The 18,197-nt window shown below is 35.5% G+C and carries 19 protein-coding genes; 8 read left to right on the top strand and 11 right to left on the bottom strand.

The window, feature by feature from the left end; translation table 11 throughout:
- Positions 1-60 precede the first annotated feature (60 nt).
- Genes IYN84_RS18005 through IYN84_RS17990 form a run of 4 tightly spaced genes read left to right on the top strand, consistent with a single transcriptional unit; the run spans position 61 to position 1,525 of the window.
- Entirely contained in the window at positions 61-453 is a 393-nt protein-coding gene (locus IYN84_RS18005) for a hypothetical protein (protein WP_210330685.1), read from the top strand.
- A 35-nt stretch (positions 454-488) separates the two neighbouring features.
- A complete protein-coding gene (locus IYN84_RS18000) occupies positions 489-929 on the top strand; it encodes a hypothetical protein (RefSeq protein ID WP_196140651.1) in 441 nt (146 codons plus the stop codon).
- Positions 930-939: 10 nt separating this feature from the next.
- The gene (locus tag IYN84_RS17995; protein ID WP_196140650.1) at positions 940-1,233 is read left to right on the top strand and encodes a hypothetical protein; all 294 of its coding nucleotides are present in this window, start codon (positions 940-942) and stop codon (positions 1,231-1,233) included.
- Position 1,234: 1 nt separating this feature from the next.
- Positions 1,235-1,525, top strand: a complete 291-nt coding sequence (locus IYN84_RS17990) for a hypothetical protein (RefSeq protein WP_196140649.1) — start codon at positions 1,235-1,237, stop codon at positions 1,523-1,525.
- Between the two features lie 122 nt (positions 1,526-1,647).
- On the opposite strand, the gene IYN84_RS21755 is transcribed toward IYN84_RS17990, so the two are convergent.
- The 10 genes from IYN84_RS21755 to IYN84_RS17940 form a co-directional block, all read right to left on the bottom strand.
- Complete coding sequence (locus IYN84_RS21755) at positions 1,648-2,835, bottom strand: tyrosine-type recombinase/integrase (protein WP_196140648.1); 1,188 nt, start codon at positions 2,833-2,835, stop codon at positions 1,648-1,650.
- Positions 2,836-3,666: 831 nt separating this feature from the next.
- Positions 3,667-5,658: an AAA family ATPase gene (locus tag IYN84_RS17980; RefSeq protein WP_196140647.1), complete on the bottom strand. Its 1,992-nt coding sequence runs from the start codon at positions 5,656-5,658 to the stop codon at positions 3,667-3,669.
- On the bottom strand, positions 5,655-8,870 hold the full coding sequence (locus IYN84_RS17975) for a type I restriction endonuclease subunit R (RefSeq protein ID WP_196140646.1): 3,216 nt from the start codon (positions 8,868-8,870) through the stop codon (positions 5,655-5,657). Before IYN84_RS17975 ends, IYN84_RS17980 begins: the two co-directional genes overlap by 4 nt.
- Complete coding sequence (locus IYN84_RS17970) at positions 8,870-9,070, bottom strand: hypothetical protein (protein WP_196140645.1); 201 nt, start codon at positions 9,068-9,070, stop codon at positions 8,870-8,872. The genes IYN84_RS17975 and IYN84_RS17970 overlap by 1 nt, the downstream gene beginning before the upstream one ends.
- Complete coding sequence (locus tag IYN84_RS17965; protein ID WP_196140644.1) at positions 9,048-9,431, bottom strand: hypothetical protein; 384 nt, start codon at positions 9,429-9,431, stop codon at positions 9,048-9,050. The genes IYN84_RS17970 and IYN84_RS17965 overlap by 23 nt, the downstream gene beginning before the upstream one ends.
- On the bottom strand, positions 9,432-10,400 hold the full coding sequence (locus IYN84_RS17960; protein WP_196140643.1) for a DUF5655 domain-containing protein: 969 nt from the start codon (positions 10,398-10,400) through the stop codon (positions 9,432-9,434).
- Positions 10,401-10,415: 15 nt separating this feature from the next.
- Positions 10,416-10,646, bottom strand: coding sequence for a hypothetical protein (locus IYN84_RS17955; protein WP_196140642.1), 231 nt, complete (start codon positions 10,644-10,646; stop codon positions 10,416-10,418).
- Between the two features lies 1 nt (position 10,647).
- Entirely contained in the window at positions 10,648-11,061 is a 414-nt protein-coding gene (locus IYN84_RS17950; protein ID WP_196140641.1) for a hypothetical protein, read from the bottom strand.
- 3 nt (positions 11,062-11,064) lie between these two features.
- Positions 11,065-12,426, bottom strand: a complete 1,362-nt coding sequence (locus IYN84_RS17945) for a restriction endonuclease subunit S (RefSeq protein ID WP_196140640.1) — start codon at positions 12,424-12,426, stop codon at positions 11,065-11,067.
- Complete coding sequence (locus IYN84_RS17940) at positions 12,426-14,486, bottom strand: class I SAM-dependent DNA methyltransferase (RefSeq protein ID WP_196140639.1); 2,061 nt, start codon at positions 14,484-14,486, stop codon at positions 12,426-12,428. Before IYN84_RS17940 ends, IYN84_RS17945 begins: the two co-directional genes overlap by 1 nt.
- A gap of 500 nt (positions 14,487-14,986) precedes the next feature.
- On the opposite strand from IYN84_RS17940, the gene IYN84_RS17935 reads away from it, so the two are divergent.
- The 4 genes from IYN84_RS17935 (at position 14,987) to IYN84_RS17920 (ending at position 17,369) form a co-directional block, all read left to right on the top strand.
- Entirely contained in the window at positions 14,987-15,241 is a 255-nt protein-coding gene (locus tag IYN84_RS17935; RefSeq protein ID WP_196140638.1) for a hypothetical protein, read from the top strand.
- Positions 15,242-15,338: 97 nt separating this feature from the next.
- Entirely contained in the window at positions 15,339-15,926 is a 588-nt protein-coding gene (locus tag IYN84_RS17930; protein ID WP_196140637.1) for a hypothetical protein, read from the top strand.
- Between the two features lie 91 nt (positions 15,927-16,017).
- Positions 16,018-16,554: a DUF2695 domain-containing protein gene (locus tag IYN84_RS17925; protein WP_196140636.1), complete on the top strand. Its 537-nt coding sequence runs from the start codon at positions 16,018-16,020 to the stop codon at positions 16,552-16,554.
- 59 nt (positions 16,555-16,613) lie between these two features.
- A complete protein-coding gene (locus IYN84_RS17920) occupies positions 16,614-17,369 on the top strand; it encodes a hypothetical protein (protein ID WP_196140635.1) in 756 nt (251 codons plus the stop codon).
- Here the strand turns inward: IYN84_RS17920 and IYN84_RS17915 are convergent.
- Entirely contained in the window at positions 17,366-18,178 is an 813-nt protein-coding gene (locus IYN84_RS17915) for a hypothetical protein (protein WP_196140634.1), read from the bottom strand. The genes IYN84_RS17920 and IYN84_RS17915 overlap by 4 nt on opposite strands.
- Positions 18,179-18,197 lie beyond the last annotated feature (19 nt).

Here is an 18,197-nt window from a genome sequence, read left to right as displayed (position 1 = left end):
TTAATTGTTTTCGAAAGGTTTTGCTCTGATAACAATTTAGAACTAAATTTAGCCAACGAAATGTCCGACTATTTATGGCAATGGCCATTAATTGATGGACCAGATCAGTTTGAACCGTGGGAAAGCTCTCGTCCCGAGCTTGTAAATTTTGGATTAGGTGACAGTGCTTCAGATAATCTAATTTCAGTTCTAAATAAATCAGGGATAGACGAGACTCAATTTCGAAGAATGGTCGAAGGAGTGATAGAGATTTTATGGGGAAGCTTCTGGGGCGCTGCGGAGCATGAGTTGTCGATGAAAGCATTGGAAGCCGTGTTATTGACGAGTAATGTAAGTGAGCTTCCTGCGTTAACTCCGTTCAAATTTTCACTCTTTACTGACAATCATGGATGGGGACAAAAGCTCACATTGGAAGACCGAAATTTCTGGAGAAACTGTTATAAGGTTTCTTAATAAAGACAATACATTTTATCGATTAGGGATGAAAGATGAATCCAAATATACCAATAGCAACGGATAGTGTTCATAAGTTTTATGCTGGATTTGGCCTTGTTGTGTTTATTGCATCACTGGTTACATCGGTTTATGTGCAAAATAGTACAAATGAAAGAGTTCTAAAGTGGTTTGAAGAGTCCACGAAAATAGAAAGACTGGCAAAACCAACTAAAGCCGACTCGGATCAATTAAAAAGGATTGAAGAACTAATAAAAATCACCAAATTAGACAAGAAGACTTTTATGTACTTTTTGTTTACATCCGCCATGATCGGATTGGTTATTGCTGGTTGGGGATTCCAAGCTTGGGAAAAGAGAATTCAACCCAAACTAGATGAAAAGTTGGACTTAGAAATTGCTTTGTTGAAAGAGGAATTAAAGGCTAAAAAACTATCTTGTCGCCAGCAGAGTAACTCCCGCTTTACTAGACGATGAGTAAAATTTTATGAATGCAGACGTTGAAGCTCAAAGAATTCTAAAAATCAATTATGAGTTATTGCAAATACTCAATGAGATTAGATCTGAAAATAAGACAGATGAAGACTGGTCGTTAATAGAGTCTTGCGATATGTTTCAATCACCTAAATATTGTGGCGGTTATGATGCTACAGAGCGATGCTTTTTATTCAGTTACTTTGACGAGAATGAAAAGGAGTGGTGGTTCGAAATTAAGCTATTGGACATTCCTTTAATTCTCAGCGGTGAAATATCGTCAATAGTTCTTCTTGATCCAAAATAATATGACTAAGTTAAATTCAAAGCAAAAAGAGCTATATAAGCGAATTTCCAGAATACTTTGGAAAGATTGGGACCCAATTGGGGTATACAACGAAGAAGATGAGTGGGATGATGAGTATGATTCTTACGTGCCACATTTATTCCGATTGGCAATTGAAGGTAAAGATGCTTTTCATATTGCGGCTAGTTTAAACTCTACAGCGACTCAGAATATGGGAATGGGAACTGATAAGGAAACTGATTTAAAAGTAGCGAATTTGATTATAAATGCAAAAAATGAAATTTTAGACTGATTGTTAAGTAGTGACTATGTGCATTCCCAAAAGTTAACTTTTGTAGCACTCACGAAGAATGATATTTCTACAAAAAGCTAACTTTTAACAGGAAGTACAGGATTTGAGAATTCTGCTATTTGTTATGCTAGCAACTTTAAATGACTTGCATAGGTTGACTTTGTTTTCTTAACAATTTTTTCGGTCTGGTCAACTAAATACTGAATGTCTGCATCAGAATATAATTCCGTAATATTTTGATTTCCATGACCTAGCAAATCTCGCCTTGTTTCAATGTCAGAACCGCATTTTCTCAATCTTGAAGCAAAAGTATGCCGAAGACAGTGTGGACCTGAATAATAGCCTTGCTCTCTCGATGGAAGGTTGCTCTCTTTCCATGCTTTGATAAAAGATTTACAGCGAATTTTCGATACTGGAGTATTTTTCTTTATTGATGAGGGGAAAACCCATGTATCATCTAGTCCACGCTGCCCTTCAATAGATTGCCTAGCATTACTATTTAGTACGATTAACTTAGTCTTACCATTTTTACTTTTAAGGGCTGGAATAACAAAAACACTTGTATTTATTTCTTCAATATAAACTTCATCACTCCATTTTAGTTTACAAAGCTCTTGATCTCTTGCCCCAGTATTTACGGCAACATTTACCAGAGGTTTTAACCAGTCAGGAAGTTTCTTCATAAATCTCTCTTCATCGCTATAGTTAAGGATATACGGCTTTAGTGATTCATGGCCAACAAAATTATCATCAACTTTTCTAGTTGGAAGAGGAACTATCTCAGGTGGCAGCATTGGTAGCCATGGTAAACCTGACTCAGGATCTCTCCAGCGTCTAACGGATAAATTCAGACATCTTTTTAAAATAGACAAGTCTCTATTAATTGACCTGTTTGAAACTCCTTTACGGCTAGAGTTTTTTACTTCTCTTGTTTGCTCATGTTTAATGAATTTGAGCAAGTCTGGATGAGAGTTATGTATTTTTCTTAACTCTATCTTACCTATGAATGGGAGCATTCTCTTAATCGCTCGTTTGTCATTTTCTACAGATTTATGAGTTGCTTCTCTTAAATACTGAGTAAAAGCGTGCATTACAGTATATTCAACCAATGACTCTCCAAGTCGTACTGCTCTATTAACTTTACTGACGATCTCATAAAACATATCCTCTGCTTCTTTGGGGCAGGTTACTCCAAGAGTTTTGTTAATTCGTCTTCCAAGGATTTGTTTGTCAATATGCCACTTTCCACACTTCCATTGGATACCTTTGACTGGATGCTTTTTAGTTGGTTTTGTTTTGGATTTTTCCACTTTTGATCTCCTTTAACTTTACCATTCTCGTTGAAATAAAAATCCAGAAATCTATCTATCTCTTCTTTATCAAAAAGTATTCCCTGAGAACTAAATTTTACTTCTTTGAGGTGTGGTCTAATTAGCTTGTTAAAATAAGGTTCAGACATGCCGCAATAGTGAAGTACATCTTTAAGTCTCAAGCCTCGTGGTTGCAGGTTTCTCATACACGGCCTCCCACCAACATATGGATATTGATGTTCGTGCAGCGACTAGAGCTTGCTGCTTTGAAACAATAATGAACTTCACTGATTAACATACTCTTACCCCGTCTTTCAGCCATTCCTAAGTTAAAACCTGGTTATTGAAATTGCCAGGTTTTTCCTGGATTGGCCTTGGTTACGTAATTAAGATTAATGAAAAACCTCAAAAAGGCAAACGGCTAAGTTGTTGTAAAATAAGAATAAAAAGCAGTATTATAATATATTTTTGAAGGTGCTCTTTATAGGAAGATATAAGAAATTTATAGGATGATATAACAATAAAAATGCGTTGAAATTGATCTAACCGTTTGCTGGTCTGGTCTAGATTTAATTTAGCCAGAAATCAAATGGTGTTTGTTATATAAAAATAATTTGAATTAAAAAATGCACAAAATTTGAGAAAATCAGATTAAAACTTAAAAATCAAAATGTGACGTAGTTCACAATATTATAAAGAGTATCTAAAGATATTTTGAGTTGAATGCTCTATTTTATAGAGCAAACTTGTGCGATTTTGTTTGGTTAAAAGTTGAGTTCCTGCATAAAAATTTGAAGAAAGCAATCTCAAATAAAGTTAAAAATAAACCTATCAGTTGAAAAACGTTCTAATTTCCTCAACCCATTTTGGTGTGAACTGTTCGTTATTCTCTTCTTTCTCTACTATATCAATATACTTTTTTGCAAACTCGATTTTGTTATCACCATTCGCTTCCTTAAAATAATTTTCGATCTCCAAATTTTTAAAGTTTTTGATAAAGTCCGAATTTCCTTTTTCATCTTCAATATTGGTTATCTGGTACTTTGCTTCAGTTGATAGTTCAGCAATTGTTTTTTGAAAAATCAGAGGATTTAATGATTGTTCTATATCTGTCGGATAAGTATCGTTGTCCAAAAGTTTAAGTAGCTCTGTTGACTTTACGCTATTTTTGTTACTCAACCTTCTTATTGCTAAGCGTTTAGTTCCATTGTTTATCTCTTCACATCTTTGGATGTCCGTATCTACTAGGCAGTATACTTTACCTTCACATGTATCTTCATTCATAGGAGTTTCAAGATATTTATATAGCCTTATCACATGTGCTTGACCACCCATCGGAAGAATTCTAAGATTTTTTTCTACAAGCTCATCTTTGAAAAAGTACTCAAAATAAATTTTTTCACTAACTCCCTCGCAAATTATCCAGTTATAAGGAGTATTTTTCTTCAGTGAATAAAAAATTGATTGTACGAGGTCGTAAGTGCTCTTCAATATGAAATCACTAGGGTATCTGTTTTTCGTATCTTTTATATCTTGTTTGACCTTTGCTCTATAATCATAGAGATCATAAGACTCGAAACTAACTTTATCATTAACAAGCGTTAAAAAATTTCCATAGCCTTCGCTAACTACTGGAAGAAAACCATACCAGTGAGTTGTTATTAACACTTGATTAAAATGAGAAATATCTTTAAGTTTTTCAAATTGGTCATAGCACAAAGCCGTATGCAATGAATTTTCAGGCTCATCTATACCAATGATAACCATTTTGTCTCGTTTAACTTCTCTTTTTAGGAAAGCGTAAACAAGGTTGATTAGAGCTTGCCTTTTTTCACCAGCACTCAACTCACTTACTTTTGTTAGTGTTCCATTGTTATTCTTATTTAAAATCCGTTTCTGAAAATAAACTTCTAAAATTTTGTTTACTAGATCTAGTTTGGTAACACTATTATTTCGTTTTTGCCCCGTATCATAACAATATTCATTATTTAAGATGCTCTCTATTTCGGAAACAAACTTATCTAAATTTTTGTTTATACCGCCTGCGTTATCAAAATTTACGCCTTGCAATGCCTTTTTTATTTCATTTTTTAATCTTTTATCAAAGATTTTTTGCATTTCGTTAGTCTCAATTTTTGTAAAACTTTCGACTTCAATTTCTACAGGGAGGTATACATAAGAAAATAGTTCTTTAAGGTTTATGGAAAATGATTTCCAATCTTTGGTGTCGAGAAGCTTAAGCAGATCTTCCCTCATTTCTCTAATTTTTGGCTTTTTCTCTTCGGTTGGTAAAACTTCAAAATAGTTTTTATTAAGATTGAAAAAGTTGATTAAAAATGGTTCTTCTCCTTGAAAGCTAGCAAAAGATAACTTTGGTGTAGCATTTAGATTGTTTTCGCCAGCCAAAATAAGATAGTGTGTTTCTTGGCTATAGTCACCATGTTTTTTCAAAGAGTCTCTTATTTCAAAAAACTCCTTCATTGAGTTTTGTGCTCCCGAAGTAAGCCCTTTCTTTTGTATGCTCCAAAAAATATTGCTAACTTTCTCGAATTCTTTCTTTTGCTTAGAAACTCTAGATTTTTCGATTAAGAATATCGGAGCAATAAATGGTTCATTTCCTGAAGTTGTAATACCATCGTTTAAAGCAGCTTTGTTAAGCGGGTATTGTTTGTAGTTAAAATATGAATCTAGAGCTTCTAAGATCGAACTTTTACCTGAGCCGTTCTCTCCGATATAACTAACAAACTTATATTTTTCACCGATAGGAATAAAATTTATCCCTTTGTAAGCTTTAATGTGTTTTAAAAATAAACCTATTATCATCCTTCTTGCCTTTGGTTGTTGTTATCCTTACCAAATCCTTTAATCACCATGTCATAGACTAAACTGGCAAGCCCTTTAGCAACATCATCATTAGATAAGGCTAGTGTAGCCATTTTCTCATGTACACCCATACTCTCGATTATGGCTTTATTAATTGCCTCTGGAAATTGGCCTAGCATGGCTTGTTCTTTACTATTGTTTTTAGCTTGTTCAACAGCGACTTCATCTTCAGCAACTTTCGAAGCCAGAGTATTGGCATAGTTGAGCTTATCACCTTCGGAAAAACCATCTTCAACAAAAATGTCATTCATACGGCTTAAAATATCATGCAGAAACTCGGTTTTAGGATCTTTAGGTACTGCGCCAGTCCCTTCCTTTGTTGGTGGCAGGTAGCTTGGCGGTTCTTCGCCAATTTTATGACCTAGCTGTAAATCTGCTTCTCTTTGCTCATGCAAGCGATAATGAGTCATGGCAATGTCTGACAAATCGATATTATCTTGCAAGGTATCTAATCGTAACAATGGGTATAGGTGTTTAGCGTAGATACTGAGTTTCTCTAAATCAAAATCATCAAAGTCTACAATCTGTGAACTGAACTCATAAAAACGGCAGAAAGAATTGAGATCTTTCTTGAATATCTCCAATACATCACGAGCTTCTTTGGCATTTTTAACGCTATTTTCTGCGTGTTTGATCTGCTTATCATTATTAGATTGTTTAGCTTTATCCAGTTCCGCTTTGGCAATATTAAGCACATCGGTTGCTTCTTTGTAGCGAATAGCAAATCTATCAACCGCAGGTTTACAAATATTGGCTAATTTATCTTGTTTACTTCTTTTGTCATTATAGGCTTCTACAAAGTTTTCAACTTCTGACCATTGATAAATCCCCACGCTATTAAGCTTTTCCATAATGTCATAAACAAGGTTGGGATCGGCTACTTCAGCTAGTTGCGCAGTTTGATAATAAACTTTAAATTCTTTTAAAATTTCTTCAGGGTCATTAACAAAATCCAAGACAAAAGTTTTATCTTTGCCCTTATAAGTTCTATTTAACCTAGAAAGTGTCTGGATACACTCCACGCTTTTAAGTGGCTTATCCACATACATTGCTACCAACTTAGGTTGGTCAAATCCCGTTTGGAATTTGTTGGCAACCAACATCACTTGATAATCATTGGTATCAAATGCTTTACGCATATCCCGACCTTTAAGGTTAGGATTCATGTTGTTTTCGGTAAAGGCTGAATCAGGAATATCAGGATCATTGACCTCACCAGAAAAAGCTACCATTGCGTTAACGTTAGAATAGCCTTTATTTGCTACATATTTATCAAATGCAAGCTTGTAGCGTACTGCTTCTAAACGGCTTGAAGTCACTACCATTGCTTTCGCTTCACCACCTAGCAGGTGTTTTACCTTGTGGTTAAAATGCTCAATGATAGTTTCTACTTTTTGGGCGATATTATGAGGGTGTAAACGTACCCATTTAGCGACTTTTGAAGCGGCTTTCTTACTATCCACTTCTTTATCTGATTCTGGATTTTGGTGTGCTAATTGATAAGCTACACGATAGCTCGTGTAGTTTTGCAAAACATCCAGTATAAAACCTTCTTCAATTGCTTGGCGCATCGAGTAAACATGAAATGGCTCTGGTTTATTTTCATCACTAGCAGGACTTTCTTGATCGGGTCTGCGGCCAAATAATTCTAATGTCTTGCCTTTAGGAGTAGCAGTAAAAGCAAAATAACTAATATTTTTTGAGCCTTTTCTTGCTTCTAGCGACAGCCTTAAAATATCTTCCGAGTCTAATTCCTGTTCGTCCTCTAATTGCTCTGTCATTAGAACTTCACGCAGTTTTCTTGCGGTTGTACCTGTTTGGCTAGAATGTGCTTCATCGGCAATTACAGCGAAGCTACGACCAGCGAGTGTCGAATCTTTTCTAATGGCTTCTAATACGTGTGGAAAGGTTTGAATAGTTACAATAATAATGGAGGTACTGGCTTTTAATTCACCTGCTAATTGGCTGGATTTACTACCTTGAGCTTCTTCTCGATTAATTCGAGCAATCATCCCTTCGTTGTGATCGAACTGATATATTGTATCTTGCAATTGGCTATCTAGGACTGTCCTATCGGTAATAACAATAACCGAATCAAAAACTTTATCACCAACCTGTTTATCTAATTCTTCATGATTGGAATAATAATGGAGTGAAGCGAGTTGATGAGATAGCCAAGCAATTGAGTTGGATTTACCTGAACCTGCACTATGCTGAATTAAGTATTTCTCGCCTGTGCCTTCTTTTTCAACGGTTTCAAGCAAAGTTGAAACGGCTGACCACTGGTGGTATCTGGGGAAAATTAATGTTTCTTTCTTTTTAATACTACCGTCTAACTGCTCAACTTCCTTGACTTCAAGATGAATATATCGCCCTAAAATGGTTAGCAGGTTATCTTTTTTAAAAATTTCGTTCCATAAATAGGCGGTGGGATAACCAGACTCAGGAGTATCGTTGCCTGAGGCACCATCCTCAGTACCCTGATCAAATGGTAAGAAGAAGGTACTTTTTCCAGCAAGGCGTGTTGTCATTGCCACATTGTATTGGCTCACCGCAAAGTGAACTAAAGCCCCACGTTTAAAAGTTAGCAGAGGCTCAGGCTTCTTGGTTTTCGGATCTTTGGGCTGGCGATCCTTCATATACTGAATTTTGGCATTATCCAATGCCTGCTTAAATTCAGATTTTAATTCTAAAGTTGCTACTGGAATACCATTTACAAATAAGACTAAATCAATACGTCCTTCATAATTATTTGGGGAGTAAACTAGCTCTGGTACAACTCTTAAAATATTATTTTCATATCGTGTGATAGCGTCAGGGTTTAATCCGTGATCAGGCTTGAAAGCGCAAAGGCTAAATTTTGCTCCTCTGTCTTTAATTAAATTCCTTAATGCCCAGAGAGTTCCCTTATTGTTCGCTGACAGATCTCGAACTACAGTTTTAAGAAAAGCTTCCTCTGTTTTTTTCGGGTGAATCTTGGTGTACTTATCCCACTGTTCAGGCTGAGTATTCTTGATAAAAGCGATTAAATCTTCAGGATATAACGCCAGTTCTTTATTATATTTTTTCGATTCACCTTGCAACCAACCATGTGATTGCATCTGGTCGAGAATGTCATTTTGAAAAACTAACTCTTGGGCTTTACTAGACATTATTCCATCCCTTTTTCAATTACATCTAACTTGTAATCTAAGTTTTTAATTATCTTTTTTAACAATGATTTTCTAGCTCTATCAACCTTCTCACCAAAAATCACTTCCTTAACATCAACATTGATATAATTACCTGTATCAATGAAAACTCTTACTTCTTCTTCATAACTCCAAAAATCATTTTTTATAGCGCAATACATTTTTCGCTCGCTCTTTTGAACTGGCTTTGTTGGCTAGCAAAAATGAAGGTCCGTCATATTTAACTTCTCTAAAGTCCGTGCTCTTCTCAAGCTCCACACCAATAACGATACCTCTAGCACCATCAGCGTAATGCGCCCACATTAAAGGCTCATTCTTTTCCTTACTTAGTGAGCAAATTTTAATTTCTTTATAATATCTATCAAAGTCTCCAATAATTTCAGGAGTCATATTATTTGAATGAGTGTAATGACCTTCCATTGGGTCATTCATTTCATCAAAACTTGTTGCATATAAACGTTGATTAACGAGAATATCTAATATGAATTGGAAGTTATCTAAAGAGCGATATTTATAAAGCATCTAGTTTTCCTGATAACTTCTTTCAATTAATGGTTTAACACTCTCTATATCATCAGCATTGCGAATAATAATTTCCAGATCGCCTGTTCCCCAATGTCCCTTATTACGAGCATCATTCACTTTGTCTTCTATCAACTCAACCGTATCTGGATCTAGTTTTAGATATAATCGCAGTGAAGGATCATTTTTTGGCGCCCATACCTGAATACTTATGAAGTTCTTGATTTTTTTAAATGCAGTGTAAAATTTTAGCTCTTTCCGCTGAACCTCATCTCCAAGGCTATCGGAAAAGTCGCAAATAGAATTGTAAAGCTTTAAAAGATCTTCATCTGCTTGCGAAATTCTATCTTGATGAGTGTCTTTTCTGGCAGTTTTTCTTGAAGTTGAATTGTTATGGATACCTTCTTCGGAAGGATCTGTATACTCGATATTAGATGATTTCTTAACTTCATTTACCGATTGAGCATTTACTAGCTCAAGTAATAACAAGTCATCGCCAAAGTATCTATAGCGCATTAAGTCAATATTACGATGAATTTGTTGTACAGCGTGTTCATCATACTTATTAAAATCATTAGCTATACATATCAGCCGAGTTCCAGACCACTCGATATTTTCAGCGACTTCCTTCCCTAATTTGTCCATTACCAACCATTTAAATTCTGCTTGGTGGTCAAGCAACCAATCAAGATAAAATAAGCCCTGATTTATCACATTTTCATTACTGTGGCGTTTATACTCAACTATTACAGGGCAGTAGTTCTCATCTAATCCCAAAGAATCTATTCTGCCTTTATGAGTTTTTCCCGTACTATATTCAGTGGCAAGAAAGCTAACACCTAAAAATACATCCATTTGATCTTCAATTAACAACTGAAGATCTTTTTCTAGCTTAGCCGATTTTCCAGTTAACTCTTTAACTCTGTTGTTTTCATTGTTTGTTATGCTAAATAGTTTAATATCGCTCATATCGCAGCCACCATACTACTTAAAAAGTTTCTTGAGTGACTTTTCTATTTCATCCTTTGCATATTCAGCCACTTTCTCTTTCCCTTCTTCAATCGCAATATCCATTAAAGCGTCATAATCATTATGTTCGTGGCATTCTAAACATTCTATTAGATCACCAGACTTAAACTCCTTGTCAGCATCTCCTTGCAGTGGAGAGTCACAAAATAGACATTTCAAAGAAATATTAAATGTTTTATCTTCCATTTTATTCACCAAATATTTTTAAACTAAGTGTCACTAATGCGACTATAGAGCCAATTAATATAAATACACCTTTATGATCTTCAATATAATCAGAAAACTTCTTAAACCAACTTCTTTGACTTTTTAGTTCATCAGACTTTCGTTTAGATCTTGCCACGCCAACGCCTTTTTGAGTAATTCCCAAGAATCCGTATTTTTGCCCCATTGCTCGGTAGTTTACCCATTCGTGGGATAGACATTTATCTGTTGCTTTTTCAAGCTCGTCTAAAGTAAAGCTGGTTTTAAATTTATTATTTACTTCTTCGGTCATTGATTCATCGATGGAAAAATCTACTAGCTTATAAGTTAATCCGTTTTCATCCATGTGATCGATAATAAAATATAATAGAGCAAATTCAGCTTTTAAATTTCCCATTTCCTAACCACCTTGCCAACTTCTTACATCAATTTTTCCTGTTACAGCAGCAGAAATAAGAGCTATTTTTCTTTCTTTTAAAAGAGATATTTTTGTTTGAGATCTGTGCTCTAGTGTTTTTGCCTTATCTATAAAATTATTTAAGTAGCTTGCTATTTGATTTTGTTCACCTAATGGAGGAAGTGAAAATCTGAATTCAAGCATATCAGTTACATTTAAACTAGATTGATTCGCTGTTCCGTGTGCATGCAAATCTAAGTGATCTCTGTATGCTCTTGTTTGTAAGAAATAAAAAAGAAACTGAGTATTAAGATGATTATTCAGAGGCTCAAAAACTACGGTATTTTGATTCAGTAGCGTCCCATCAAGCTCTTTAGGCACTTTACCTACTTGCCCAACAGCACTATTTATTACATCAGGGTTACTCCCTACCGTACTCAGTATTATATTGTTTACTTTTAAGACAGCTTTTGGATATTTAAAAACAAAACTAGTAGGTAAATATACCTCTGAAGTTCTAATTGTTAGTTGTTTGATATCACTAGCTTTAACTACTCTTGTGCCTTGGTCGGCAAAATCTGAGGACTTGAAAGCAACTCCTTTTCTAGTTTTAACTAAATATTTAAGTGATTTTGTTTCCCAATGCTCAGGCACTTCACCTAACCACTCAACACCTGAATCTTTCATAGGTGCATCTGGATTTAAACCTTTAGTCACAGCATGAGAAATAACCGCTTGGCGTTTTTCTTTTAATAGTTCAATTAGCTTTTCTTGTTTGGCGATTAAAGTGTCTATTTTGGCTGTTTCGTGATCTAGGAAGGCAGCTATTGATTTCAGTTCCTCATCTGGAGGGAAAGGAATTTCAAAACTATTAAGGTTTCCTGTCGTTAACTGATTGATAGTTGATGTAAGAAATGAACCTGATTGATATTCAAATAATTTGGAATTAAACACATGTGATAAATAATAGTTATATTTGCTTCTGAAAATGGTCATGAATGCACCAAATGTCATTCCTGCTGAATTACTATCAATTCTCGCATTCTTACCAATAAGTGCTCTACTTCCATTTCTTGAACAAATAAGAATATCGTCCAACTTTGTTTTCAATTTTTCTGGTATTTCCTTATTTACAAAAACATTATCTGTTAACGTGATTTTTTGATTCTGAACATTTGAAGAACGCAGCACTAATGTAGCTGAATCACTTTCAGCCTCTACTACGTCATCGGGGCTATAGGTTAAGCCAATAATTGCTTCACCTTGATATTTAAGTTTAGTGGTGGTCCAATGTGTAGGAATCTCGTCCAGCCATTCTATAGATGAATCCTTATACTTTGGATATTTTTTAAATACCTCAGACATTATGAGTGTACCTCTTGCAGCAAACTCATAATATCTTTAGAAACGGCATCTAACTCCGCATCAATTTCTTCCAAACTTCTTGGCGGCTGATACACATAAAAATGACGATTAAAAGGTATTTCATAACCCACAATACCGACTTCACCATCCTTATCATCAACTTTTGACTCATCAATCCAAGCATCAGGCACATGGGGTAATACTTCACGCTCAAAATAATCTTGCACCGATTCATTTAATGGCACATTCTCATTGTCTCTTAAATCGGGATTAGGCTCTGGCTCGCCTTTTTGTTTACCTGACTCAAATAAACAAGTTTCAGCATTGTCATCTTGCTCACCAAAATACTTACAAATCTGTTTTTTCTCTGCTGCTGATAGCTTTTCTTCAAATAGATCAAAAAATTCAGTACGGCTTAATATTTTCTCTTTGCCAATCAAATCTTGCAATACGCTATAACCTGCTGGTGGTGACAGTTCGATAGTTAAATGTGGATCTTTCTTTTGGATTCTTTCAGCATAATCATTGCAATAAGAATCAAACTTTTCTTCGGTTACTTCAAATGCCAGTTTTAGCGGTCTTTCAACCGTAATACGTCTATAACCAAAATCTTTATAATCAAATATTTTACTAAATTCACTTTCGGCAAACTGACCGTAAGTTTTAACAATAGTTTCAATGCTATCTTCCGTTAGCATTTTTCGTTTACTGCCTAATGACTTCCGCATTGCCTCGTAAAATACATTTTCAACAGGAGTATCAGATTCAGTGCCGCCACTTCTTCCTCTACCACCTGTTTTTTCACGCTCTTTGGCTGCATTAATTAATTGTACTTTGCCTTTTCTTTCACTCAATTTATGGTTAGACAAAATCCAAACATAGGTTGAAATACCTGTGTTGTAGAACATATCGGTAGGCAGTGCAATAATCGCTTCTAATAGATCATTTTCTAAAATGAAACGCCTGATTTCACTTTCACCACTACCAGCACCACCCGTAAATAATGGAGAACCATTTAAGATAATACCAATACGTGAACCACCATCATGCTTCGGACGCATTTTACTGACCAAGTGCATTAAGAATAATAATGAACCATCGGAAACTCGTGGCAAACCAGCACCAAATCGACCGTCATAGCCCTTGTCTTTATGCTCATCATTGATCTTCTTTTGCACCTTTTTCCAATCAACACCGAAAGGAGGATTAGAAAGCATATAATCAAATTTTTCGGCTGGTAGTTGATCGTCAGAAAGCGTATTACCCAATTTAATATTATCGACCTTCTGACCTTTGATCAGCATATCGGCTTTACAGATAGCATAGGACTCTGGATTTAACTCCTGACCAAAAGCAGAAAGTGCCGCTTTATCATTGAGTTCATGCACATACTCCATACCAGAAGATAAGAAACCACCAGTTCCAGCGGTAGGATCGTAAATGCTTCGCACTAAACCCGCTTGAGTAAGTAAATCATCATCGTTACAAAATACAAGCGAAGTGGTTAAACGAACAATATCCCTTGGGGTAAAGTGTTCCCCTGCGGTTTCATTTGAACTTTCTGCAAACCGTCTGATCAATTCTTCAAACACTAAGCCCATGTGATAATTATCAATGGTTTGAGGATGGAGATCAGTAGTGGCAAATCGCTTGGCTACTTTATAGAGCAAATCGGCTTCATCGAGCTTGTCGATAGTGTTAAAGAAGTCAAAATGCTCAAAGATCTCACGAGCGTTTGGACTAAATGATTGAACATAACTTTCTAAGTTTTGGGCTACAGCCGTTTCACCAAGCTTGTTTAAATCCATTTTGGAGGTATTGTAAAAACTCAACTTGGCAGCATGAATCAGAATCTTCTCTTGTGCCTCAACGGGTTTATCCTTCACCGAATCGTACATTTTTAATACATTCGGCTTGGTTTCTTCTAAAACACACTCCAAACGCCTTAAAAGCGTAAAAGGAAGGATTATTCGCCCATATTGGCTTTGCTTGAAATCACCACGAAGAAGATCGGCTACAGACCACAGAAATGAGGCTGTAGAAGAGAAATTGTCTACCATTATTACTCCCAAAAGTCCTTTTTCGTCAAATACTTAAAAAAATAGATCTGAAAAGGAAGTGTTTAAAATTATTTTGGAGAGTAATTTAACATATCGTTCTATTAAATAAAGTATTTAGATCAATGGTGTTCTTTTTATTTCGCAGTTATTTAGGGATTACCGCCTAGCTGGTCGGAGGAGTTATGTTTTTTAGTTAAAAATCGAGCTGCATCCAGCACCACTAAAAGAGGTTATATAATAGTATTTCTATACGATAATATAACTTCTATATATTATAATATAACCTTTAAAATCAATGCTTTACAGGTTACACCTTGCCTACTAAGCTTGATGTGTCAAGGCTAATAAACAGGTGCAAAAATGTCAACTCTTTACCCACTAATTCTCTTCGATTAACTCGATCAATTATTAACTCTTAGATCACAAACCGAACAAATTAAAAATTCAGCATAAGCCTGAACGGGCTTCTGCACGCTTAAAAAAACTGAAGGAGACAACTTATGATTGTTAATACTTTTTTTGATTTATTAGAGCTACTAAAAGGTGAAGCTCAACCCAATGCTCGTAAATGCTCAGATGCTCACCATTTACAACAATTGCTTAGCGAACCCCCACAAAGATACATAGGACTTTGGAAAATGTTAGATGCATGTAGAGTTGTTCAGGATGGTTCTAGCCTTCCTTGGGATGACACTTGCTATATTCCTAGTGAGTTTGTTTCTCATATTACTGGCTTTACAATGAAGGTGGAGTAGCCCCTTATAAAGGTCAGTCAACGAGTAAAGCAGTTATTGAAGCATTGCTGTGTGATGCAGTACAGAACTATGGTCGATAGGCTTTTTTGAGAAAGTTATGCAAATAGAATTTTTTAAAAAATATGAAGAAGCTAAGAATCTTGGCTTAAAGAAACAAGCTTCCCAACATATAAAACAGTTCGTTGAATCGTTTGACGGTGGTGACGAGGAGAAGTTGTGGGTAAAAGACTATTTAGAGCAGAGAGACTATGGACACAAAGTCAGGCATGAACTCTACGATAGAGTAATTTTTCCATATCTAAAAGAAGGGTATCTAAAGAATGATCCTTGGGCATTGTATTGGTTAGCTGAAACGATTCAAAATATTTATTCGTCTGAGAAACTTCATGAGCAAATAGACTATAAATCAGATTATTTCTTACTTAAGCAGAGCTTTAAGTTAGATTCTTCAAATGATGATATTCGCAAGTCATTATTAAACAGTATTGCTAATCAACTCGGTTATGCTACTCATGAGTGGCCTACAGGCGTTCTTTATGCTCCTGATGAAAGTCCGAAAGATTTGATTGATGAAATTGAATTCGGTCGTAGTTTAGATAAAGAAGGTAAATATACCGAGCTATTTGAAGAAACATTAGATATTGTTAAGCAAGATATGCAGAGACAAGGATTAAGTCTAGTTTAGACACTAGAAAACTCTGTATCTGATTCGAACAAATTCACCTATAATCGTGAATATCTTAAAAATAACAATTAATCAGTGTGGTTTAGAAGGGATGGTTAAACTCTCAAAAAAGCAGCAAAGAGAAGCCGCTATTAAGGCAGAAATCGAGAAGCGAGAAAAGGAAAAGCTTGAAAAATCACCTATTTCTAAGCATGAGTATGTAGATTTATATCGGTTTGTCGGCAAGCATATTGTTGAAAATGGTCACTCGCATGATTATACGGCTGTTAAAGGCTGGTGCAGTAAAAATGCGGTAGACTTTAGAGCTGTATCAGCATTCTTCGACTTTCTGGGAATCAAAGATGATTGGGCTTTGTTGGTTGATGGAGACCCATATTCTTTATTTGGGGCTGATTCAAATACAACCGTTTGGATGCCATTATCTGAAGATGAATTAAATGAACTACTAGACTTTCTCGATGAAGAGCTTCAAACGAAAGGCTGCGATCATACTATGGCTCTGACTGAGACCTGGTTGTCACAAACGAAACTCGACAAATCAGAAGTAATTGCGGCACTTTGGGCGAATGGTGGTTTTTGTGATTGCGAAGTGACTTATAACGTTGAGCCTGAAGGTATACTCATTTAGAGAAGCGGATAAGCTGATTTACGAAGATAATTAGATAGAAATAAATCAAAGGATTATGAATGACTGAAATCATCGAGTTTCTTAAAAGTGAAATAAAAAGAAGCGAAGAGACTTTATCTACTGAATATAATCAAGCATACATAGTTGGGTGTAGCGATGATGGTCAAATTGCCGTTTTTCCTTGCCAATTACAAATACCTTTTCATTACCCTAAGTCGATCTCTGAACTTGAAAGCTATGATGAACCACAGCATTTCATAATCGACGAATCAAATTGGAATGAAGAATGGCTCACTGTTGCTGAGTTTGAAAAAGACTATGAAACTGCTTGTTTACCTGAAAATGAAGAAAAGTTTGATGAATTAATAAATGATGCCATCAACAAGCGAATAATGACGTTGAAGGAGGCTTGTGTACAATTAAATGTTCTTAAGCCTATAGTTTTTGTTCAAAGTGAATCTGAGTATTGGTTTGAAGTGAACACCATTCACCTTGCTGGTCCTGAGCTTCCAGAAATGCCAGAGCCTAGCTGCGATATAGAAGTATTGTCTCGCTTGCTTCGTCATACTGTTTCTGCTCCTCAATACAGTCTCAAAATAGAAAACGGCGTTGTCACGGAAGTCGACCTAAATGGAGGTTCGACAAATGACTCTACTATTGATTTATTAAGAAACATTCCAAATCTAAGTGAACTGCTAAAAGGATTAAAACGAATTAATCTAGAATCAGCAGCTATTTCAACTAAGTCATTGGATTTTCTAAAAACTGAAATACAAGATGTTGAGTTAAATTATACTCCTTACAAAGCGAACTAAATATATTTACCAAACCAATAACTAATACTTTCTTTATTTAGGCCGAGTGATGGCACCCACAAATCGGCTGGAAATGGCCAATCTGAACGAGAATTACTTGAATATCGCCTTTCGAAAAAAGGAATATATTTCTGATGAAAACTTGGATAGTCGGGTACTTCTAAAATTCCGCAGTACCCTAATGCTGATATGATGCCCACACGCTCATTCTTATTGCTTTTAATGATAGACTTAAATGATTTTTCAGCATCAGATAGTTTTCCTTCTACCAGCGATTCTAGAGAACCTAAAATTCCTTTTAATAACTCTATATCTTCACTTGAAGGCTCTTGAATGTTCTCTTTACCTAGTAACATCAAATCCAGCCAAATATAGTTTGGCTGAAGATGTCTAACACCTCCAAATTTATGTCTTTCAAAGTTCAAAACATTTAAATCTGACTTTTCATCAATTGAAGATTCAGTACAAAACTGACAGATTTTGGAAAAACTGTTTATATCGCTTTGCATGAATTTATGGCTAGGTAAGTTTTGACCGCAAGCATAGCTGCTTAAAGCTGATCGAAGTTCTAGCCTTCTACTAGACAGGCTAGAAACAAAGGCATCAACAACTTTCTGTTTGCCAATAGAATCACACACATCTATTGCTTTTTGAACTGTTTTTTCATGTTCTGTGGTAATATCATCGAACATAACGCCCGCTGCTTTAGCATACAAATAATCTTCTTCTGTGACTTTATTTTTTTGCCATCCTTTAGCTGGACTCCAATACTTGTTGAACAATATTTTTAATGCTTTTTTATCGCTCATTTTCTATATATACCTGTTT

This window comes from Aliikangiella sp. G2MR2-5 (assembly GCF_015687155.1).
Taxonomy (GTDB): Bacteria; Pseudomonadota; Gammaproteobacteria; order Enterobacterales; family Kangiellaceae; genus Aliikangiella.
The sequence above is the reverse complement of the archived record's forward strand: the minus strand, read 5'-3'. Positions and strand labels throughout refer to the sequence as shown.